The sequence below is a fragment of the Streptomyces sp. NPDC002156 genome, assembly GCF_053593675.1.
This window is the reverse complement of record NZ_JBSFDA010000041.1, coordinates 48,483-67,790: the sequence shown is the minus strand read 5'-3', so window position 1 is coordinate 67,790 and position 19,308 is coordinate 48,483. Positions and strand designations below refer to the sequence as shown.

General features: G+C 71.1%; 20 protein-coding genes. 10 read left to right on the top strand and 10 right to left on the bottom strand.

Annotated features, from left to right (window positions below):
- Both ACWCRB_RS19150 and ACWCRB_RS19145 read right to left on the bottom strand, forming a co-directional pair.
- On the bottom strand, nt 1-566 hold a 566-nt coding region (locus ACWCRB_RS19150), incomplete at its 3' end, for an alcohol dehydrogenase catalytic domain-containing protein (RefSeq protein WP_450997166.1).
- Between the two features lie 68 nt (nt 567-634).
- The gene (locus tag ACWCRB_RS19145; protein WP_450997165.1) at nt 635-1,558 is read right to left on the bottom strand and encodes an SGNH/GDSL hydrolase family protein; all 924 of its coding nucleotides are present in this window, start codon (nt 1,556-1,558) and stop codon (nt 635-637) included.
- A 313-nt stretch (nt 1,559-1,871) separates the two neighbouring features.
- Between ACWCRB_RS19145 and ACWCRB_RS19140 the strand changes: the two genes are divergently transcribed.
- From ACWCRB_RS19140 to ACWCRB_RS19120, 5 genes are all read left to right on the top strand, one after another.
- Complete coding sequence (locus tag ACWCRB_RS19140) at nt 1,872-2,399, top strand: MarR family winged helix-turn-helix transcriptional regulator (protein ID WP_450997164.1); 528 nt, start codon at nt 1,872-1,874, stop codon at nt 2,397-2,399.
- A gap of 77 nt (nt 2,400-2,476) precedes the next feature.
- Nucleotides 2,477-3,181, top strand: coding sequence for a response regulator transcription factor (locus ACWCRB_RS19135; protein ID WP_450997163.1), 705 nt, complete (start codon nt 2,477-2,479; stop codon nt 3,179-3,181).
- Between the two features lie 63 nt (nt 3,182-3,244).
- A complete protein-coding gene (locus tag ACWCRB_RS19130) occupies nt 3,245-3,442 on the top strand; it encodes a ferredoxin (RefSeq protein ID WP_450997168.1) in 198 nt (65 codons plus the stop codon).
- Nucleotides 3,439-4,626 carry an NAD(P)/FAD-dependent oxidoreductase gene (locus ACWCRB_RS19125; protein ID WP_450997162.1) on the top strand — a complete coding sequence of 396 codons (1,188 nt, stop codon included), beginning with the start codon at nt 3,439-3,441 and terminating at the stop codon, nt 4,624-4,626. Before ACWCRB_RS19130 ends, ACWCRB_RS19125 begins: the two co-directional genes overlap by 4 nt.
- 30 nt (nt 4,627-4,656) lie before the next feature.
- Nucleotides 4,657-5,178 carry a MarR family winged helix-turn-helix transcriptional regulator gene (locus ACWCRB_RS19120; RefSeq protein ID WP_369035712.1) on the top strand — a complete coding sequence of 174 codons (522 nt, stop codon included), beginning with the start codon at nt 4,657-4,659 and terminating at the stop codon, nt 5,176-5,178.
- A 120-nt stretch (nt 5,179-5,298) separates the two neighbouring features.
- Here the strand turns inward: ACWCRB_RS19120 and ACWCRB_RS19115 are convergent, their stop codons facing one another.
- A complete protein-coding gene (locus ACWCRB_RS19115; RefSeq protein WP_450997161.1) occupies nt 5,299-6,942 on the bottom strand; it encodes an MGH1-like glycoside hydrolase domain-containing protein in 1,644 nt (547 codons plus the stop codon).
- Nucleotides 6,943-7,037: 95 nt separating this feature from the next.
- The gene (locus tag ACWCRB_RS19110; protein ID WP_450997160.1) at nt 7,038-7,811 is read right to left on the bottom strand and encodes an SDR family oxidoreductase; all 774 of its coding nucleotides are present in this window, start codon (nt 7,809-7,811) and stop codon (nt 7,038-7,040) included.
- A gap of 112 nt (nt 7,812-7,923) precedes the next feature.
- On the opposite strand from ACWCRB_RS19110, the gene ACWCRB_RS19105 reads away from it, so the two are divergent.
- The 4 genes from ACWCRB_RS19105 (at nt 7,924) to ACWCRB_RS19090 (ending at nt 12,060) form a co-directional block, all read left to right on the top strand.
- Nucleotides 7,924-8,637 carry a TetR/AcrR family transcriptional regulator gene (locus ACWCRB_RS19105; protein WP_450997159.1) on the top strand — a complete coding sequence of 238 codons (714 nt, stop codon included), beginning with the start codon at nt 7,924-7,926 and terminating at the stop codon, nt 8,635-8,637.
- A gap of 84 nt (nt 8,638-8,721) precedes the next feature.
- Nucleotides 8,722-9,102: a DoxX family protein gene (locus ACWCRB_RS19100; RefSeq protein ID WP_450997158.1), complete on the top strand. Its 381-nt coding sequence runs from the start codon at nt 8,722-8,724 to the stop codon at nt 9,100-9,102.
- Nucleotides 9,099-9,566 carry a peroxiredoxin gene (locus ACWCRB_RS19095; protein WP_450997157.1) on the top strand — a complete coding sequence of 156 codons (468 nt, stop codon included), beginning with the start codon at nt 9,099-9,101 and terminating at the stop codon, nt 9,564-9,566. Before ACWCRB_RS19100 ends, ACWCRB_RS19095 begins: the two co-directional genes overlap by 4 nt.
- A 127-nt stretch (nt 9,567-9,693) precedes the next feature.
- Nucleotides 9,694-12,060 (top strand): SpoIIE family protein phosphatase, encoded by a 2,367-nt coding sequence (locus ACWCRB_RS19090; protein WP_450997156.1) that lies wholly within the window; start codon nt 9,694-9,696, stop codon nt 12,058-12,060.
- A 29-nt stretch (nt 12,061-12,089) separates the two neighbouring features.
- On the opposite strand, the gene ACWCRB_RS19085 is transcribed toward ACWCRB_RS19090, so the two are convergent.
- The 3 genes from ACWCRB_RS19085 to ACWCRB_RS19075 all read right to left on the bottom strand — a co-directional run bounded on the left by ACWCRB_RS19085 (nt 12,090) and on the right by ACWCRB_RS19075 (nt 14,689).
- Nucleotides 12,090-12,524 carry a cupin domain-containing protein gene (locus ACWCRB_RS19085; protein ID WP_450997155.1) on the bottom strand — a complete coding sequence of 145 codons (435 nt, stop codon included), beginning with the start codon at nt 12,522-12,524 and terminating at the stop codon, nt 12,090-12,092.
- A 179-nt stretch (nt 12,525-12,703) separates the two neighbouring features.
- Complete coding sequence (locus tag ACWCRB_RS19080; RefSeq protein WP_450997154.1) at nt 12,704-14,185, bottom strand: MFS transporter; 1,482 nt, start codon at nt 14,183-14,185, stop codon at nt 12,704-12,706.
- Nucleotides 14,186-14,266: 81 nt separating this feature from the next.
- On the bottom strand, nt 14,267-14,689 hold the full coding sequence (locus tag ACWCRB_RS19075) for a DUF3291 domain-containing protein (RefSeq protein ID WP_450997153.1): 423 nt from the start codon (nt 14,687-14,689) through the stop codon (nt 14,267-14,269).
- A gap of 121 nt (nt 14,690-14,810) precedes the next feature.
- On the opposite strand from ACWCRB_RS19075, the gene ACWCRB_RS19070 reads away from it, so the two are divergent.
- Nucleotides 14,811-15,440, top strand: coding sequence for a MerR family transcriptional regulator (locus ACWCRB_RS19070; RefSeq protein WP_450997152.1), 630 nt, complete (start codon nt 14,811-14,813; stop codon nt 15,438-15,440).
- Nucleotides 15,441-15,445: 5 nt separating this feature from the next.
- On the opposite strand, the gene ACWCRB_RS19065 is transcribed toward ACWCRB_RS19070, so the two are convergent.
- The 3 genes from ACWCRB_RS19065 to ACWCRB_RS19055 are packed head-to-tail and all read right to left on the bottom strand — an operon-like array spanning nt 15,446 to nt 19,300.
- The gene (locus tag ACWCRB_RS19065; RefSeq protein ID WP_450997151.1) at nt 15,446-16,735 is read right to left on the bottom strand and encodes an NAD(P)/FAD-dependent oxidoreductase; all 1,290 of its coding nucleotides are present in this window, start codon (nt 16,733-16,735) and stop codon (nt 15,446-15,448) included.
- A 35-nt stretch (nt 16,736-16,770) separates the two neighbouring features.
- Complete coding sequence (locus ACWCRB_RS19060; RefSeq protein ID WP_450997150.1) at nt 16,771-17,481, bottom strand: 4'-phosphopantetheinyl transferase family protein; 711 nt, start codon at nt 17,479-17,481, stop codon at nt 16,771-16,773.
- Between the two features lie 28 nt (nt 17,482-17,509).
- A complete protein-coding gene (locus tag ACWCRB_RS19055) occupies nt 17,510-19,300 on the bottom strand; it encodes an acyl-CoA dehydrogenase family protein (protein WP_450997149.1) in 1,791 nt (596 codons plus the stop codon).
- Between the last annotated feature and the right edge of the window lie 8 nt (nt 19,301-19,308).

The following is a 19,308-nucleotide window of genomic DNA, read 5'->3' as shown; positions in this document are numbered from 1 at the left end:
TCGGCGACGACGACGTGCTTGACGCCGCGCAGCTTGAGCCAGATGGTGGCGCCGAGTCCGATGGGTCCGGCGCCGAAGACGACGACCGTGTCGTCGGGGGTGGCCTCGGACCGGTTGACGCAGTGCCGGGCGACGGCCATCGGCTCGTTCAGGGAAGCGATGTCGAACGGGACGGTGTCGGGGAAGACGGTGACCGTCTTGCCGACCTCGCAGTCGTCGAGGAGCAGGTACTCGCTCATCGCGCCGTGCGCGCCACCACAGCCGATGATCCCGGACGACACACCCTGCGGGTTGACGACCACCCGGTCACCCGCCTTGAGGCCCTCGACCTCCGCACCGACCTCCACCACCTCACCGGCAGGCTCGTGGCCCAGCGGGATGGAGACCATCGAACCGTCCGGACCGAACGGGCTGCCACCGATGTGGACGAAGAACGTGTCGGTGCCGCAGATACCGCAGGCACGGACCCGCATGAGCACGTCCTTGGGCCCGGGGACCGGACGTTCGACCTCGACGACCTCGATCTTGCCCTGTGCGCCGGTCTTGACGGACTTCATGGTGGTCATGGGGTAACTCGCCTTCTGAGTAAGGGAATTGCTGTTTTCGTGGGGGGAGATCCGGGGGTCGGGTGCGCTCATCCCGAAGTCCTGAGGGCGCGTACGACGGCATCGGCCATACCGCGCTCACCGCGCTCGTTGGGGTGCACCGGGGCCGCGTCCGCCGCCGGCATCAGGGGCTCGATCCAGCGGGTGTCCCGAGCCGCACAGGCGTCACGGCCGACGGAGGGGCCGTAGGTGTCGACGTACACCGCCCCTGCGGCCTCGGCCCGCTCGCGCAGCACGCTGTTGAGCTGCCGTTCCTTGGCGTCGAGGAACCGCACGTCATCGGGGGCGAGGGTCATGTCGTCGGCGCAGCGGTTCCCGCCGGACGGCAGGATCGCCGGATAGCCGACGACGTACACCTCGGCCCGGGGCGCCCGGCGCCTGACCTCGGAGAGTGCGCCGGTCAGCCGCTCGCCCGCCGCGTCGATCCGTGCCGCCACCTCGTCGGCGCCGTCGGAGACGTACTCCGCGCGACACGGCGCGTCGTTCCCGGTGAACCTGCCGCTGCCGGTCAGCCGGTAGACGGCGCCCATCTTGACGCACTCCTGGACCGTGGCGGCGAAGCCGATGTCGTTGCCGCCCACGCCGAGGGTGACCAGCCCGGTCCTCGCGGAGAGCGCGGACAGCTGGGCCGGGTTGACGCCGTCGTCCGTGGACTGGGCGGAGGAGAGGTCCGCGATTTTGGCACCGCTGCAGCTCATGTCGCGGAAGTCGGCCGCGTCCAGGGCCAGGTGCTTCGCGACCAGGGAGGGGTAGTTGCGGTCGGAACGGTCGCAGCCGGCGGGCTTCCCGGTCTGGGCGGGAATCCTGGGGCCGGAGGTGTAGGAGTCGCCCAGCGCGACGTACGGGCCCTGCGGGGGAGCCGGGTCGTCGTCACCTCGTCCGATGGTGAGCACGGTGACCAGCGCGCCGCACGCGAGCGCACCGGCCAGTCCGGCTCGTACGAAGGTCCTCATCGGGGAGTCCCGCCTTCCGTCTTCTGGTGTCCTGGGACCCGGCGCCGGACGGGGGGAGTTGTCCGGCGCCGGGTCCCAGGACTGCGCCGATCCCCGTCCCCACGGGTGCGGCGCGGCGGGGCCTCCTCCGCTCAAGGCGGCCCCGGTCTCGGTGCCCGCGGGTTCTTCGCTTCGCGGGCTTCGGTGATTCCCTTTTGCTTGAGTCAGGCAAGCACATGTGAGTTACTTGAGTCAAGCAAGCTAAATATCGGACTCGGGAGGGGAGTGAGTCATTTTGCTTGAGTCACGCAAGCAGACTGCTAGGGTGACGTCCATGCCCACACCACCGTCAGCGGAAGTCCCCGCTCCGGCGGCGACGGACGTGGCCGAGATCGACCGCAATCTCAACCGGATGGCTCACCTGGCCAACCACTCCAGGGAGCACGGGCGGCTGAGAGAGCAGGCCGGCATCCCGCTGGAGCGCTCCGCCGTGGTGCTCCTGCGGCAGATCGCCGACTCCGGACTCCTGCGCCCGGGGGAGCTGGCGAACCTGCTGGCGGTGGAGGCCTCGCACATCACCCGCCAGGTGCAGCGCCTCCAGGAGGCCGGTTACGTCACCCGCGTACCCGACCCCCATGACCGTCGAGCCCAGCGCATCCGGCTCACCGCGGCGGGCGAGGAGGCGGTCGTCCGTATCCGGGAGGTCAAGTGCCACTCCATGCGGATGGCCCTGGAGGACTGGTCACCCCAGGAACTCCGGCGCCTGGCCTCCTTCGTGGACCGGATGGTCGACGATCTGCTCGCGTACGCCATCGAGTCGGACGGCGGCCGAGGCGCCGCCGTACCCCACCCCACCCCCTGACCGCACCGGGCGGTCGACCGCGTGGCTCGCACAGCTGTCGAGACGTGAAGCGTGGATCCAATATGAACGGTCTTTCCATGGTGAGCATCAGCGAGAAACCGGCGCCGGGCGACGGGCAGCACATCCTGGTCATCGCCGGTGATCCCGAGATCGCCGAACTGCTGTCGACCACGCTGGAGTTGGCGGGCTATCTGGTCGTCGTGGCGGGCTCCGGGACCGAGGCACTGACCCGGCTCGGGGGCTTCCGCTTCGACCTGGTGGTGCTCGACCTGACGCTGCCGGACCTGGACGTGCTGGCGCGGCGCCATCGCGTCACCGGTGAACGTCCGGCGGTCCTCTTCCTCGCCCCCGCCGACTCCCTGGGCATGCTGCTGTCGGCGATGGGCCGGGTCGGTCAGGACTACGTGACCACGCCGTTCCGCGTCTCCGAAGTCCTGATCCGCGTCCAGGTGCTGCTGCGCGGCTGGAGCCCGGCCCGGCAGCTGAGGGTGCTGTCCTACGGCGATCTGGCCCTGGACGACTCCATCTGCGAGGCGCGCCGCGGGCAGCGCCCACTCGATCTGACCCCCGCGGAGTACCGGCTGCTGCGCCATCTGCTGGTCAACTCCGGGAAGGTGCTGTCGAAGGAACAGATCGCCCGGCACGTCTGGGGCGAGTACCGCGGCGGCAACGCGATCGAACAACTCGTCTCCCGGCTGCGCCGCAAGGTGAACCAGGAGAGACCGGCGCTGATCCACACGCGCCGGGGCTTCGGCTACTGGCTCGGCGGTTCCACGCCGTGACCGGGGCCGGCCGTTCAACCCGTACACACAACGACGAACACGACCAGGAGCACTTACATGACCATGCGTGTGGAACTGGACGAGCCCAAGTGCGTCGCCTCGGGCCAGTGTGTGATGGCCTCGCCGGAGGTCTTCGACCAGCGCGACGAGGACGGCATCGCCGTCGTCCTTGAGGAGACGCCCGCGGACGGTCTCCTCGACGGCGTCCAGGAAGCGGTCGCGATCTGCCCGGCGGCGGCCATCCGGCTGGTCGAGCAGTGAGGCGAATCCTGATCGTCGGTGCTTCGGCCGCCGGACTGGCGGCGGCCGAGACGCTCCGGCGCCAGGGGTACGACGGCACACTGACCCTCGTCGGGGACGAACCCGAGGCCCCGTACGACCGTCCGCCGCTGTCGAAGCAGATCCTCGCGGGGGAGTGGCACCCCGACCGGCTGGCCCTGCGCGAGCAGTCCGACCTCGCCGCGCTCGACCTCGATCTGCGCCTCGGCACCGCCGCGACCGCCCTCGAACCGGCCGACCGCACCGTGACGCTCGCCGATGGCGCCCGGATCCCGTACGACGGGCTGATCGTGGCCACCGGAGTCCGCCCGCGCCGCCTGCCCGGCGAGGGCGCGCACGTCCTGCGCACCCTCGACGACGCCCTGACCCTCCGTGACCGGCTCACGCCGGGTCGCCGTCTGATCGTGGTGGGCGCCGGTTTCCTGGGCGCCGAGGCCGCGGCCGTGGCCCGGAGGCTCGGCGCCGAGGTCACGCTCCTCGAACCGGCGTCCGTACCGCTTGCCCACGCGGTCGGCGAGGAGGTCGGGCGGGTGCTGTCCAAGGCCCATCTCGACCACGGCGTCGACCTGCGCACCGGTGTCGGTGTGAGCGAGGTGACCGAGGACGGGGTACGCCTCGCCGACGGTGAACTCCTCGACGCCGAGGAGGTGTTGGTGGCCGTCGGCTCCAGCCCCAACACCGAGTGGCTGGCCGGCAGCGGACTGACCCTGGACGACGGCCTGGTCTGCGACGAGTACTGCGCGGCGGCACCGTACGTGTACGCGGCCGGTGACGTGGCCCGCTGGTACAACCCCCTGTTCGGCACCCGGATGCGGATCGAGCACCGCACCCACGCCGCCGAGCAGGGCATGGCGGCGGCCCGCAACCTCCTCGCCCCGGACGCACGCAAGCCCTTCGCGCCGGTCCCGTACTTCTGGTCCGACCAGTACGACATGAAGATCCAGGCGTACGGCTATCTGCGCGGCCACGACCAGGTCGCCGTCGTCGAGGGCGACCTGACGGAACGGCGGTTCCTGGCCGCCTACCGCACGGGTGACCGGCTGGTGGGCGTCCTTGCCGTCGGTATGCCGCCGAAGGCGATCCGCCGGTGGCGCCAGGCCATCGCGGAGGGCACCGCCTGGCATGATGCCGTGGCGGGAGCAGCCCCGGCGGCGGAATTTACTTGAGTTACGCAACGAGATGGTAAACTTGAGGGTATGTCCACACCGCCACCCAAAACCCCTCCTGCCCCGAAGGATGTGGCCGAGATCGAGCGAGCTCTCACCCGCATCTCCTATCTGGTCAGCCGTGCCCGGCAGCACGAGCGCCTGATGGCGGTCGCCGGAGTCCCGCTGGACCGGGCCGCGACCGCGCTCCTGCGGCAGATCGCCGACTCGGAACCGATGCGCCCCGGCGAACTCGCCAACCGGCTCGCGGTCGAGGCCTCCCATGTCACCCGCCAGGTGCAGCAGCTCCAGAAGGCCGGATACGTCACCCGCGTACCCGACCCCGACGACCGTCGCGCCCAGCGCATCGAGCTGACCGCCACGGGCGAGGAGGCCGTCGAACGCATCCGGGAAGCGAGCATCCGCGGGATGCGGATGGCCCTCGGCAACTGGTCCGCCGAGGAACTCCAGCAGCTCGCCGGCCTGTTCCACCGGATGGTCGACGACTTCCTCACCTACTCCTTCGAGGAGGAGGGCGAGGAGGGCGCCGCCGAGCCGGTTCCCAGCGCCTGACCCACCGCCCAGTGCCGTATCGCACCGTTCCCGCGGTGCGATCGGCCGGGGCCTGTCGTTGGGATCACGCCGACTTCAACGGGCCCCACGGCCAAGGTGTGATCCGAACGGCACCACCCCCTACTCCCCGTCGAGCACCAGCTCGACCGTGTGCCGGCCCGTTTTGGCCGCCTTGAGAACCGGGGCGCCCGGCCGGCCGTCCACCGTGCAGGAGCGCACCCGGTTCCCGGCGCCGGTCAGCGCGATGTCCAGCGTCAGGCCCCGCCAGCGCAGGCCGCGCAGTCGGACCGGGCCCCATCGCTTCGGCAGGCACGGTCTCAGGCGCACGGCGTCCGCCGAGTGTTCGAGGCCGAGCAGGCCCTCGTGGACGAGGCGCAGATACGCGGTCGCCGACCAGGTCTGGTGCGGCTGTGAGACAAAGTGCTCGGGTCTGCCGCTCGCACCGCTCTGCCAGCCCCCGTCGACCTTTCCGCTCACCGAGTCGTACACCTCGTAGAAGTCGCCCCGGCTGCCGGTGACGAGATCCGCGAAGGTCTCGACGGCACGCGCGAACTGTGCGGTCCGGCCGGCCCCGGCCGCCGCCAGCCCGTACAGGCCGTGCACCATCGGCCAGATCATCACGTTGTGCCGTCCGGGACGGCCGGCGCCGAACCGAGCGAAGTGCGGCCAGACGTTGACGATGCCGTGCGGCTGCCAGTGCGTCCCGTCCAGGATCTGCCGCGCCCTCCGCTCGTCGGCCACCCCGAGCAGCAGCGCGAGCGCGAGCCCCGCGCCCTCCTGCGAGGTGTCGACCCGGCCCGCGAACGGGCCGCCCCCGTGCACGAGATACGCGTACGTCCCCGCTTCCGGCCGCCACAGGTGCCGGTCGACAGCCGCCCGCAGCCGCTCGGCCGCCGCACGCCAGGCCGCCGCATCCGCCGGTCTGTCCAGCGCGTCGGCCATGGCCGCCAGGGCCGAACGGGCGCCGTAGTACAGGCAGTTCGTCGACAGGCACAGCAGGTCCGCGGTGTGCGGATGGTCCAGGACGAAGGAGGAACGGACATCCGCGGCCGAGGGCGGATCGGGATATCCGGAGATCCCGTCGTTCATGAACCCCGGGCCCCTGAAGAGCTCGTAGGAATCGTTGAAACTGTGCTCCTCGCGTTCCTCCATCGTGTGTACGGACGTCTCGTACGCCCTGGCCAGGAAGTCCCGGTCGCCGGTGACCAGGTAGTGGTGTTGGGCGGCCACGATCCACACGACCTGGTCCCACCACTGGTTGTCCTGCTGCACGACCAGCCCGCCAGGCCCCCGGTCCACCACCGACCACAGGGTGTTGCGCCCGATGTCCGGTGCCAGGAGGGAGACCGCGCTCCAGGCGTTGACGGCCGCGTCCCGGGTCCACCGCTGCGGCGCGGGATAGCCGGCCCCTGCCCGTACGAGGGTGCCGGGAGGGTCGGTGAGCAGTCCGGCCCTGTCGTAGACCGCCGGATCCGCCGCGATGGTGTTGCGGTCGGACATATCCGTGAGTGCGGACGCGTAGAGGCTGCCGAGTCGTCGCTGGGTGGCCGGGTCGTCGAAGGTGAGTGAGGGCATGGTGTCCCCGATCCTGGAGATCACGGCACGGGCGCGGGCGGCGGTGGCGGGGGTTGAGGCTGGGGCCGGTGCGGCGCCGACTCCGGCCGCCGTGAGCGCCGTACCGCTCGCGGCCTTCAGGAATCCCCGTCGGTGAAACGGGCCTCCCTTCCCGTCCCGGTCACCGGTGTCCTGCTCCGCAGCCGCCATGGTCATTCCTCTCCGCACCCCGTGAGCCGTGCGGCTCCCGGAGCCTGGAGAACGACGGCACCTCGCGGACGGTGACGTGCCGGGGCGCGGGCGGATCAGGCGATGCCTCCGTTCGCGCGCAGTACCTGGCCGTTGACCCAGTGGCCGGTCGGGCCGACCAGGAAGGACACGACCGAGGCGATGTCCTGCGGTGTGCCCAGGCGTTCCAGCGGGGGCTGGGCGGCCAGGCGGGCGACGGTCTCCTCGTCCTTCCCGTCGAGGAACAGATCGGTGGCCGTCGGTCCGGGCGCGACGGCGTTGACGGTGATGTCCCGGCCGCGCATCTCCCGGGCGAGGATCAGCGTGAGGGCCTCGACGGCTCCCTTGCTCGCCGCGTAGGCGCCGTAGCCCGGGAACGACAGTCCGAGGACCGACGTGGAGAAGTTGACGAGCGCTCCGCCCGGCCGCAGCCGGCGCGCCGCCTCCCGGTCGACGACGAACGTGCCCCGGATGTTGGTGCGGTGCACGGCGTCGAGTTCGTCCAGGTCGAGGTCGGCTATCGGCGACAGGGCCATCCGGCCGGCCGCGTGGACGACGGCGTCGACACCGCCGTACGCACTCTCCGCGAGATCGAACAGGGCGCTCACGTCGTTCTCGTCGGCGACATCGGCGCGGGCCGAGAGTGCGGTGCCCCCGGCGGCCTCGATGGTGCTGACGGCGTCCTCGGCGGCCTCCTTGTTGCCCGCGTAGCCGACCACCACGGCGAATCCGTCGGCGGCGAGCTGCTGGGCCACCTGGCGTCCTATGCCGCGCGAGCCGCCGGTGACGATCGCGACGCGCGGGCCGGTGAGGGGGCGGTCGGACGGAGGCGTGCTGGGCTGACCGGTCATGGCGGTTCCCTTCGTAGCGACGTTACGGTCGATTCGTATCGACGGTATCACGAGATCGTAGCGATGTTAAGTGGTACTCGTAACGCCGCTACGAATGGCGTACCGTGAACGCATGGACGCGAGAGAGAAGATCCTGGACGCCGCCACGGAACTGCTGGCCGGGGCGCCGGCCGCCGATGTCTCGACGCGCGCCGTGTGCGAGGCCGCGGGCGTGGGAGCACCGATGCTCTACCGGCTCTTCGGCGACAAGGCGGGGCTGCTCGCCGCAGTGGTCGACCGGGGATTCGAGGAGTACCTCGCCTCCAAGCGCGCCGCCCGCCCCAGCGCCGACCCCGTCGCCGACCTCAAGCGCGGCTGGGACAACCACATGCGGTTCGCACTGGACCACCCCAACCACTACCGCCTCATGTACTCGCCCGAGCTGACCGCACCCCCCGCCGCCGCGAAGGAGGCCCACGCCCTGCTGCACGGCGTACTGGAGCGGTGCGCGGCGGCCGGACTGCTGACCGTCCCCCCGGAGGCCGCCACCCGGATCGTCATGGCGGCGAACGTCGGCGCGGCCCTGTCCATGCTCACCAGACCCGAGCAGTACCCCGACATCCGCTTCGCCGCCCGGCTGCGCGACTCGGTGATCGACTCCATCACCCGTCCCGCAGGCACCGGCGAACCACGCGACACCGGCCCGGGGAACGCCGTACCGACAGCCGCGGCCACCCTCGCGGCCCGGCTGCGCGCCGAACCCCCGCAGCAGCTCACCGTGGTGGAGGCGGCCCTGCTCCAGCAGTGGCTGGGCACCCTCGCGGAACCCGGCGAGCCCCCGGCCTGATCACGGATGACAGCCGAACACCCGCCTCTCCGCCCGTAATTACCGTCCCGTAGGATCGCCCGGCACACCATCCGAGGAGGAAGCGTGCCACGGTCCCAACGCTCGCCCCTGCTGCTCGCCGGTCTGCTGGCCGCCGCCGGGGTCACCCACTTCGTCGCGCCCCGCCAGTACGACGCGATCGTGCCGCGCGCACTGCCGGGCACGCCCAGGACCTGGACGTACGCCAGTGGTGTCGCCGAACTCGCGCTGGCGGCCGGGGTGGCGCTGCCGCGCACCCGGCGGGTCGCCGCGCTCGCCACGGCGGGCTTCTTCGTCGGGGTGTTCCCGGCCAACGTGAAGATGGCCGTCGACTGGCGAAACCGGCCCGCACCCCTGCGGGCCGGTGCCGTCGCGCGGTTGCCGCTCCAGGTGCCGCTCGTCCTGTGGGCACGCAGTGTCGCGAAGAACGGAGAGGGCCGGTCATGACACGCAAGGTGAACGTCGGAGACAAGATCGAGGACTTCGAGCTGCCCGACGAGAGCGGAGCGCCCAGGCGGCTGTCCGAACTCCTCGCCGACGGGCCGATCGTCCTCTTCTTCTATCCCGCCGCCCTGACGCCCGGCTGCACCGCCGAGGCCTGTCACTTCCGGGACCTGGCCGCCGAGTTCGCCGCCGTCGGCGCGCGACCGGTCGGGATCAGCGGGGACTCGGTCGACAAGCAGCAGGAGTTCGCGCAGAGCCACACGCTCGGTATGCCGCTGCTGTCCGACGCCGACGGGACGGTCCGTGAGCTGTTCGGGGTGAAGCGCGGCTTCTCGATGATGCCGACCAAGCGGGTCACCTTCGTCATAGCCCAGGACCGCACGGTCCTGGAGGTGGTGACGAGCGAGCTGCGGATGAACACCCACGCCGACCGCGCCCTCGACGCGCTCCGGGCCCATCAGGGCTGACCTTCCTGCCCGGGGAGTCGTCCGGCCGTCCCTCCTGCCCGGCGGAGGGACAGGTTCCGCGGACTCACCGTGCCGAGGTCGTTCATCTGGGTTGATGCCAGGGAGCCCAGGGACCATCCTGGGGCGTATGAAACAAGTCGCCGCCGCGGTGATCATCGATGCCCGAGGCATGGTGACGGGATGGAGCGAGGGCGCCCGGCGGTTCACGGGACACACGGCCGAGACCGTCGTCGGCCGCCCGGCCGCCGAACTGCTCGCCGAGCCCCTGCCGCCGACGGCGCTGACCGAGCCGACCGGAGTGGTCGTACTCCGCCACCGGGACGGCCACCGTGTCGAACTCGCCGTCAGCGCCTGCCCCGTACTGGGCGAGGACGGCGACGTCCAGGGATTCGTCGTCACCGCCCTCCCCGAACCGCCGGCACCGGAGCCGCAGACGACCGCGCAGGGGCCCGCCCCGATGGAACGGGCGATCCGCCAGGCCTCCGTGGCGATGTCCGCCTTCGACACGGACCAGCGCTACCTGTGGCTCAACGACGCCGCCTGCGGCCTGATGAAGGCCGAGGAGCAGGCCCTGGTCGGACAGTTCTACGCGGACGTGAACTTCGTCCCCGACGACCGGATCAGCGAGGGATTCCTGCTCAACCTGCGCGAGGTCACCCGCACCGGCGTCCCCGTGCGCTACGAGACCTTCGGCGTCAACGCGGACGACGGCCGCGAATACGCCTGGAGCCTCGAGATGTGGCCGGTGCGCGACGACTCGGGCCGGGTCGCCTCGGTGGGCATCGCCGCGTTCGACAGCAGCGAGGAACACTGGGCGCGCCGACGGCTCGCCCTGCTCAACGAGGCCGCGACCACCATCGGAACCACCCTCGACGTGGTCCGCACCGCCGAGGAACTCGTCGAACTGGCTGTGCCCCGGTTCGCCGACTTCGTCAGTGTGGACCTGCTCGACTGGGTGCTCGGCGCGGACGAACCCCCGACAGCGGCCGACGAGATCGTGCTGCGCCGGGTCGCCCACGGATCCGTCACCGAGGGCACCCCCGAGGCCGTCATACCGCTGGGCGCGAAGGACACCTATCCGCCGTCCACCCCGCCCGTGCGGGCGATGGCGGAGGGCCGGGCGCTGCTCGGCCGGGCCGGCGAGCAGGCGTTCGACGAGTGGGTGGCGGAGCGCAACGCCCGCGAGCCCGTCGGCCGCCCGTACCGCAAGGGCGTCCACTCCATGGTCACCGTGCCGCTGCGGGCCCGCGGCACCACGCTGGGCGTCGCCGTCTTCCTCCGCATCGCCCGCCCCGACCCCTACACCGAGGACGATGTCGTCCTCGCCGAGGAACTGGCCAGCCGCGCCGCCGTCTGCATCGACAACGCCCGCCGGTTCGCCCGTGAACGCACCACCGCGCTGGCCCTCCAGCACAGCCTGCTGCCCCGGGGACTGCCCGGCCAGGCGGCCGTCGAGGTCGCCCACCGCTATCTGCCCTGCGGCTCGGTGGCCGGCATCGGCGGCGACTGGTTCGACGTCATCCCGCTGTCCGGCAGCCGTGTAGCCCTCTGCGTCGGGGACGTCGTCGGCCATGGCATCCAGTCCTCCGCGACCATGGGACGGCTGCGGACGGCCGTACGGACCCTCGCGGACGTCGATCTGCCGCCGGACGAACTCCTCACCCACCTCGACGACCTGGTCACCCATCTGGCCGACGAGGAGGACGGCGACGACGTCGCCGAACTGGGCGCCACCTGCCTGTACGCCGTCTACGACCCGGTCTCGCGCCGGCTGACCCTCGCCTCCGCCGGACACCCGCCGCCCGCTGTCGTACCGCCCGGCGGTGTCCCCGAACTGATCGAGGTGGCGGCGGGACCGCCGCTCGGCGTCGGTGGCCTGCCCTTCGAGGCGACCGAGCTGAAACTGCCCGAGGGCTCGCTCCTCGCCCTCTACACGGACGGGCTGATCGAGGACCGCGACCGGGACATCGACCACGCCACCGCCGAACTGTGCCGCGCCCTGGACCTGCCCGGCGCCTCGCTCGACGCCGTGTGCGACGCGGTGCTCAAGGCCGTGCTGCCCGAGCAGCCGGGGGACGACGTGGCCCTGCTGCTCGCCCGTACGCACGCGCTCGGCGCCGGCCGGGTGGCCACCTGGGACGTCCCGCAGGACCCCGCGCACGTGTCCGTCGCCCGCCAGGCCGCGCTGGAGCAACTGGCCGCCTGGGGGCTGGAGGAGGAGGGCTACGTCACCGAACTCGTCGTCAGCGAACTGGTCACCAACGCCATCCGGTACGGCGAATCGCCCATCCAGCTCCGGCTGATCCGCGACCGGGCCCTCATCGTCGAGGTCTCCGACGGCAGTTCCACCTCACCGCATCTGCGCCGGGCGCACGCCTACGACGAGGGCGGCCGTGGGCTGCTGCTCGTCGCCCAGCTCACCCAGCGCTGGGGCAGCCGCCAGACGGGCACCGGCAAGACCATCTGGGCGGAGCAGCCGCTGCCCGCCGAGTGATCTCCGAGCCGGTCCGGCTCAGCCGGCGGTCACTCGAAGTCGCACCCGGGGTTCGGCGCGTCCTCCGAGAAGGGCGAGCCGTGCGGCAGCACGTACAGGACGTCCAGTACGAGGGGTTCGGTGCCCAGATTCCGGCCGAGGTGGACGTCCTCGGGACCGCCCGGCTCGCTGAGGGCGCTGCCCTTCGGATATACGCCGTCCGACGCGCAGGTGGCGTCGAAGTGGCTGAGGGTGCCCTGTTTGACGACGGCGTACACCGGGCCGTCGTGGTAGTGCCAGCCGGTGGCCTGACCTGCGGGGATGGTGATCTCGCGTAGGGTGTAGTCGGTGTCGCCGATGGTCTTCTGGGCGATGATCACGCCCGAGACTCCCGGCCCCGGCGGGGTCGCCTGGGCGGTGCCGCCGACGAGGACCACGGCGACGGTGACGGCTCCGGCCGTGGCGGTGCGAAGCAGGTTGCGCATGGTGGGGGTCCCCTCAAGGGCGAGAGTGTGAGCGCGTCCATGACATCTCAGGATGACCTTAAGGGGCGGTGCGGTCGGCGGAAAGGGGGGACGGGGGCGCCCGGTGGACAGGACGCGCCGGTGACTGCCCGTCCGTCACGTACGGGCAGTCACCGGCACAGGGCACGCGGCCGGGGTGGTCAGGCCCGTTCGGCCACCGCCCCGGCCGGGACCTGGGCCTCCGCCGCCGCCGCTTCCGGCCGTGGGTGACGCGGAATCCCCAGTGCGCACACCGCGCCCGCGAACACCACGACGACGCCGACCCACACCGCCGGGTGCAGTCCGTCCACGAACTGCTGCGGCGAACCCGTGCTGCCGTGCGCCACGAACACCGTGCTCAGTACGGCGATCCCGAGGGCCCCGCCGATCTCCCGGACGGTGGTGTTGGCGCCGGACGCCTTACCCGCGTGCTCGCGGCTGACCGAGCCCAGCACGACAGCCGCCGTCGGCGCGAACACGAAGCCCATGCCGATACCGGCCACGATCATCGGCCCGACCAGGGAGGGGTACGCGGTGTCGGTGTCCGCGACCAGGTTGATCCAGCCGAGCCCGACGCCCTGGAGGAAGAGGCCGAGCGCCATCAGCCGGCCGCCGCCCACCCGGTCGGTGAGGAGGCCCGCGACGGGCGCGACGAACATCGGCATCAGCGTCCAGGCCAGGGTGCGGACACCGGCCTCGAACGGGGTGCGCGGCGGCACGATCTGGAGGTACTGGGCGAGCAGGAAGAGGGACCCGAAGACACCGAAGTACATGGTCGCGGAGACGATGTTGGTGAGGGTGAACGCCCGCACCTTGTAGAAGGACAGCGGCAGCATCGGCTGCGGGACCCGTGCCTCCCAGGCGACGAACACGGCCAGCAGCACCGCACCCGCGGCGAACGCGCCGAGCACCTCGACCGAGGTCCAGCCGTCCGTCTCGCCGTTCACGATGCCCCACACCAGCGCGCACAGGCCGACGGCGGCCAGCACCATACCGACCAGGTCGAGACGGACCCCCGGCAGCGAGCTCTCGCGGAGCGTCAGCAGGATCAGCGGCACGGCCACGACGCCCACCGGCACGTTGATCCAGAAGATCCACCGCCAGTCCAGCCCGTCGACCACCGCGCCGCCCACCACCGGGCCCATCGCGACGGCGAGGCCGCTGACTCCCGACCACAGACCGAGCGCCAGCCCGCGCAGCCTGTCCGGGACGGCCTGCGAGAGCAGGGTCAGGGACAGCGGCATCACGGCCGCGGCGCCGAAGCCCTGCACGGTACGGAACGTGATCAGCTGCGCGCTGGTGTCGGCCAGGCCGCAGCCGACCGAGGCCAACGTGAAGACGACGATGCCGACCACGAAGACGGTGCGGCGGCCGAAGCGGTCACCGAGCGCGGCTCCCGTCATCAGCAGACAGGCGAAACTGAGGACGTAGGCGTTGACGAACCACTGGAGCTGCTGGGTGTCCGCCTTCAGGTCGACGGCCAGGGTGTGCAGGGCGGTCGAGACGACCAGGTTGTCGAGCGCGACCATGAACATGGGCACGCTGCACGCGACGATCGCGAGCCACAGCGGCACACGCCGGCCCTCGGCCGACGGCGCGCCGGCCGAGTCCTCCAGGGCCGGGTTCTCTTCGGACAGGGTCATGGCGGGGGAGTCTCCTAGGGGAGGGGAGTGGCTGATCCAGTGATCCGGCGGTGGGGCCGTGCGGCGGACGGCCAGGCGGGGTCAGGCGGCCGGGGAGCTGCCGTCGGCGTTCGCGCGCTCCTGCGCGGCCAGCCGGTCGCGCGCGTCCGACCAGTCGATGGGCAGGCCCGCCGACGGCGTCTCCCAGAAGGTGAAGACCGAGCGGTCCATCGTGGAGCGCAGACCGCCCATGATCGACTTGTGGGGCTCGGTGCGCGCGTACGTGTACAGGGCCTGCTTGTCCTCCCAGGCCGACAGCGTCCAGAACGTGCGTTTGAGCGGCTCGGCGATCAGCGAGGCGCCGTACGCGCCGGGCGCGCTCTTCACCTGCTTCCACGCGGCGAGGGACCGCAGGAAGAAGCGGGGCACGTCCCTGAGGGAGCGGACCTCGAAGCGGGACGCCATGACGTACGCCGTCGCGTCCGGAGCGGGCTTGTTGACCTTGGTCCAGGGCAGGGTGGGCATGGCTGCGGCCTTCTTCTGAGAGGCAGTCTGGGAGGCAGGGTGAAGCAGAGGCATTCTTGGATACCTCCACTATCCATGTTAGACAGTAGAGGTATCCAATGACCAGAGCGGAGCCCGACCGATGCGTATGTCCGAGCTGAGCCGCCGTAGTGGTGTCTCTGTCCCGACGATCAAGTACTACCTCCGCGAAGGTCTCCTCCCGGCCGGCCGCCAGCTGTCGGCGACCCAGGCCGAGTACGACGAGAACCACCTGCGCAGACTCCGGCTGATCCGCGCGCTGATCGGCGTACGCGGCCTGTCCGTCAGTACGACCCGGGAGGTGCTGGGCGCGCTCACCGAGGACACCGCCGACACCCACCGTCTCCTCGGACTCACCCTCGGGGCGATCCAGTTGGCCGACGAGACGGAGCCGGACTCCCCGGAACCGGCCGAAGTCGACGCGCTGATCGAGAAGTTGGGATGGAACGTGCACGGGTCCGCGCCCGCCCGCGCCACCCTGGCCGAGACCCTCGCCTCGCTGCGCACCCTCGGCTCACCACTGGACTGGCGGGTGCTTCTGCCGTACGCCCGCCTTGCCGAGCAGACCGCGGTCCTCGACCTCGACCAACTGGACGGGATCGAGGACCCGTTGGAGGTCGCCGAGCGCGCCCTCCTGCTCACCGTCCTCCTGGAACCCGCGCTCATGGCGCTGCGGCGCATGGCCCAGGAGAACGAGTCGGCTCGGCGGCACGCGGACGGGGCGGCCAACTGACGTGCCTATGCAGCCAGTTCGCGGAGCAACTGGGCCGCCGCCTCCTTGCCCGCCGAGAACGCGGCCTCGTGCGAGCCGATCTGGTCGTGGTACTGCTGCTTGGAGTGGAAGTACGAGCCGCACAGCTTGACCCGGGGGCCTTCGTTGACCCCGTAGATGGTCTGCTGGGCGCGGCGCATCGCCATGTCGAGGACCGGGTGCTCGTAGTGGAAGGTGCGGATGACCGTGTCCTCGGCGACCGGCAGCGGGTAGTCGAGCGTGACGAAGTAGTCGGTCTCCGACTCGAAGCCGTGCAGCTTGTTCATGTAGTAGGCCACGTACGTGCGCGGCTGCCCGTCCAGCGTCACCTTCCCGTAGTTCCACGCCTCCCAGCGGGACCGGTCGGCCGGCATCACGGACGGATCGGTGTGCAGGACCACCGTGGAGGCGTTGTAGCGCAGCGGGTCCAGCAACTCGCGCTGGCGGTCGGTGGGGTTCTCCAGCAGGGCCCGGGTCACGTCGGCGTGCGTGGCGAGGACGGCATGGTCGAAGCGCTCGGACCCGGCCGCCGTACGGACTGTGACCCCGTCCTCGTCCTGGTGGACGCCGGTCACCGGCTCGGACAGCCGTACCTTCGGGTCGATCGCGGCAAGTGCCTTGCGGACGTACGAGATCGAACCGCCGCCCACGGTCCGCCAGTCCACGCGTCGGCCGCCGAGGCCGCTCTCGTCGTGGGCCATGAAGAAGGCGATCACGGTCGTCGCCGGCATCTCCCAGACCAGTTCGGCGGGCACCGACCACACCGCGCTGCACAGCAGGATGAAGTAGCCGTACCGGAACTCCTGGCTGTAGCCGCCCCGGTCGAGGTACTCGCCCATCGGCATGTCGGTGCGCTTGCGGAAGAAGTCCCGGCGCCCCTCCTCGTGGAACCGGCGCGCCTCGCGCCAGATCGTGTGGAACGCCTCGGGGTAGCGGGCGCGCACCTCCTCCTCGGGCAGATCCATCTCCTCGCTGCCGTACTGGGTGCCCTCGGTCAGGTCGAAGAAGTTGAAGCCACTGAGCAACTGCTTCGATTCCACGCCGAGTTCGTCGAAGAATCCGCTGAGGTTGGGGTAGGCGGGGCGGTTGAAGACGACGAACGCGGTGTCGATGCCCAGGACCCTGCCCGCGTCCTCCACCTCGACGGTGTTGGCGTGGCCGCCGTAGTGGTCCTCACGTTCGAACAGGGTGATCTCGGCGTGCTCGCGCAGGGCGTAGGCGGCGGAGAGGCCGGCGACACCACCGCCGACGACGGCGATGCTGGGCTTGGCGGACATCGGGGCTCCTTGGGGTCGGGCGGTCGGTCGTTCGGTCAGTCGGTGAGGGTGGTGGTGATCAGGCCGCCCGGAGCGCCGTTCTCGGCGGCCACGGCGACCACATGGCCGGGGCTCGGGTGGATCAGGTCGAACTGCCAGTGCTCGCCCGTCGGTTGGGGTTCACCGGTGTCGTAGAGGCGGATGCGACCGCCGGTCAGGCCGGTGAAGGCGATCGTGGACAGGTCCCGGCGCAGGCCGGTGCCGAGCGCCTTGAGGTACGCCTCCTTGAGCACCCAGTAGGCGGCGATGTGGCCGGGGCGTTCGGTGTCCGGGACGGTGGTCAGCTCGGTGCGTTCCCGGTCGGCGAAGAAGCGGGGCAGGTGCGCGACCGCTTCGGCGCGTGCCGGGGAACGTTCGGCGTCCACCCCGCAGGCCCGGCCTTCGTCGGTGACCACGCAGGCGATCAGGCCGTCCGTGTGCGAGAGGTTGAAGCGCAGCCGGTGGTCCGTGGACGGCTCGGGTTCCGGTCTGCCGTCCGAAGTGGTGGGGAAACGCCAGGAGTTGAGGGGTCGTCCCGTGCGGGCGCTGAGCGCGTGGCGCGCCAGCAGTCGGGCGGCCAGTCGGCGCTGTTGCTCCGGCGGTGCGAGGACGCGTTCGCATCGCTCGCGCTCGGCCGGGTCGAGCAGGGCCGGACCGCCGGTGCGTGCGATGAACGCGTCAGCGGCCGTGTCCGGCAGCAGCCAGAGATGGCGGTCGGGGTTCGGCATCCGGCCCTCCGGTCCTTCGGTCTTTCGGTCAGAGCCCGGCGGCGGGCAGGTCGCCGCGCTCGGCGAGCGGGAACTGCCAGTACGAGAACAGCCGGTTCCCCCGGTGCAGTTGGCGGAGCACCCGCATCACGTCGTCGACCACGGCGGCGTCGGTCACGGGCTCGTGTGGGCGCAAGTGCCGTCGTACGCGCTCCAGTTGGAGGAGGAGCAGTGCGCCGCTGGGCAGCGGGGCGTCCAGCGCGGCGGCGGAGTGGACGTGGGTGTGCAGGCAGGCGGCGGCAGCGTGCAGGAGGCAGTACTCCTTGGCCAGGTCGAAGAGTTCGGCGGACTGGCCGTACTCGCGACCGAGTGACGCCTTGAGGGACTTGACCCGCTCCCTCAACGAGTCGGCCCCAGCGAGGAGTTGCTCCGCTGTGTCCGCTGCCCGGGTCAGCCAGTCGCGTTCGTCGGGCTTGGCCTCCTCGGCCAGTCGGCGTAGCCGTACGAGGGCGGTTGGCGCGGCGAGGAGGGCGTCGTCGCGGCCCCGGCTGTACAACTCCTGGTCCCAGGGCCGATACAGCGGCAGCTCGCGGTCGATGCCGAAGAGGACCGCCGCGCGTTCGCAGGCCTCTTCGCGCAGTGCCCGGTCGGCTGTGGCGGCAGTGGTGAGGAGTCCGTCGAGCTGGAGCGCGATGTTCTTGAGGTTCACGACGGTGTTGCCGTCGGCGAAGTTGGCGACCGGCAGATCACGCAGCATCTTCTGGTGGATCGCGTAGTGCGGATGGTCGCGCAGATAGAAGCGCGCGCCGAGGACGACATTGAGCTGGGCGAAGGTGCGCTCCAGGAGCGTCGGCACGAAGTACTTGACGACGGACGACCACACGCTGGTCTGCTCCGGGACGACTTGGAGGGCTCGCACCGCGCCCAGGCTGACCGCGTCGGCGACCATCAGATCCGCGAAGCACTCCACCAACTGGCGTCGGGAGTACGGCACATCAGTGACCGCACGGCCGAAGACCGTCCGCTGCTCGGTGAAGTCGAGTGTGACGCGCAGCCCCGTGTCCACGGCGGAGAGAGCAATGCCACTGATGAGGGCACGGGCCGTCTGGGAGGTCTTGAGGGCGATCTCCAGGCCCTGTCCTTCACGGCCGATCAGTGCGGAGTCCGGTACGAAGACCCGGTCGAGGCGGAAACCGCTCATGTCGAGCCCGCGCAGTCCGTGCATGCGCTCGCGCGGCAGCTCGTCCACGGTCCCGGCGGGAGCCTGCCGTTTGTCGAGGACGAAGACGGAGTAGCCGCCGGGGCCGCCCCGAGGGTCGGTACGGGCGTGGATGCTCAGCCCGTCGGCGACCCGGCCGTTGCCGATCAGCCACTTCTCCCCGGTGAGGAGATAGCCGCCGTCCGTCTTCTCGGCGGTCATCTCGTTGGCGAGCAGATCACTGCCGTGCCGGCGCTCGGACAGGCCCCAGGCGTAGCGGGTGCCGCGCTGGATGGCGTCCACCATGGCCCGCTTCTGGGCGTCGGTGCCCGCCACCCAGGCCGGCATGAAGCTGAGGCTGGTGATGATGAACGCGGTCGCGGTCGTCGGGTCCCGGCGGGCGATCAGTCGCATCACGTTGAAACCGATCTCCACGTCGCCCGCCTTGCCGCCCTGGGCGCGGGGGAGCGAGTGGTCCAGCGCGCCCCAGCGCTGGAGAAGGTTCACGAACTCGTAGGGGTAGTCCTCGCGTTCGTCGTATTCGAGGACGCGGGTGTACGGCATACGGCTGGTGGGGTCGTGCGGATCGCCCAGGTGGCGTTCCAGCCGACCGGCCAGTTCCGTGAGGTCCGACTTCGGCACGGGGTGTC

Coding starts and splice junctions, on each gene's coding strand:
- ACWCRB_RS19115 (WP_450997161.1), bottom strand. CDS start 6,942: ATGGCGGCTGCGGAGCAGGACACCGGTGACCGGGACGGGAAGGGAGGC.
- ACWCRB_RS19145 (WP_450997165.1), bottom strand. CDS start 1,558: ATGAGGACCTTCGTACGAGCCGGACTGGCCGGTGCGCTCGCGTGCGGC.
- ACWCRB_RS19070 (WP_450997152.1), top strand. CDS start 14,811: ATGCGTATGTCCGAGCTGAGCCGCCGTAGTGGTGTCTCTGTCCCGACG.
- ACWCRB_RS19140 (WP_450997164.1), top strand. CDS start 1,872: ATGCCCACACCACCGTCAGCGGAAGTCCCCGCTCCGGCGGCGACGGAC.
- ACWCRB_RS19075 (WP_450997153.1), bottom strand. CDS start 14,689: ATGCCCACCCTGCCCTGGACCAAGGTCAACAAGCCCGCTCCGGACGCG.
- ACWCRB_RS19060 (WP_450997150.1), bottom strand. CDS start 17,481: ATGCCGAACCCCGACCGCCATCTCTGGCTGCTGCCGGACACGGCCGCT.
- ACWCRB_RS19110 (WP_450997160.1), bottom strand. CDS start 7,811: ATGACCGGTCAGCCCAGCACGCCTCCGTCCGACCGCCCCCTCACCGGC.
- ACWCRB_RS19090 (WP_450997156.1), top strand. CDS start 9,694: ATGAAACAAGTCGCCGCCGCGGTGATCATCGATGCCCGAGGCATGGTG.
- ACWCRB_RS19065 (WP_450997151.1), bottom strand. CDS start 16,735: ATGTCCGCCAAGCCCAGCATCGCCGTCGTCGGCGGTGGTGTCGCCGGC.
- ACWCRB_RS19080 (WP_450997154.1), bottom strand. CDS start 14,185: ATGACCCTGTCCGAAGAGAACCCGGCCCTGGAGGACTCGGCCGGCGCG.
- ACWCRB_RS19095 (WP_450997157.1), top strand. CDS start 9,099: ATGACACGCAAGGTGAACGTCGGAGACAAGATCGAGGACTTCGAGCTG.
- ACWCRB_RS19130 (WP_450997168.1), top strand. CDS start 3,245: ATGCGTGTGGAACTGGACGAGCCCAAGTGCGTCGCCTCGGGCCAGTGT.
- ACWCRB_RS19105 (WP_450997159.1), top strand. CDS start 7,924: ATGGACGCGAGAGAGAAGATCCTGGACGCCGCCACGGAACTGCTGGCC.
- ACWCRB_RS19085 (WP_450997155.1), bottom strand. CDS start 12,524: ATGCGCAACCTGCTTCGCACCGCCACGGCCGGAGCCGTCACCGTCGCC.
- ACWCRB_RS19135 (WP_450997163.1), top strand. CDS start 2,477: ATGGTGAGCATCAGCGAGAAACCGGCGCCGGGCGACGGGCAGCACATC.
- ACWCRB_RS19120 (WP_369035712.1), top strand. CDS start 4,657: ATGTCCACACCGCCACCCAAAACCCCTCCTGCCCCGAAGGATGTGGCC.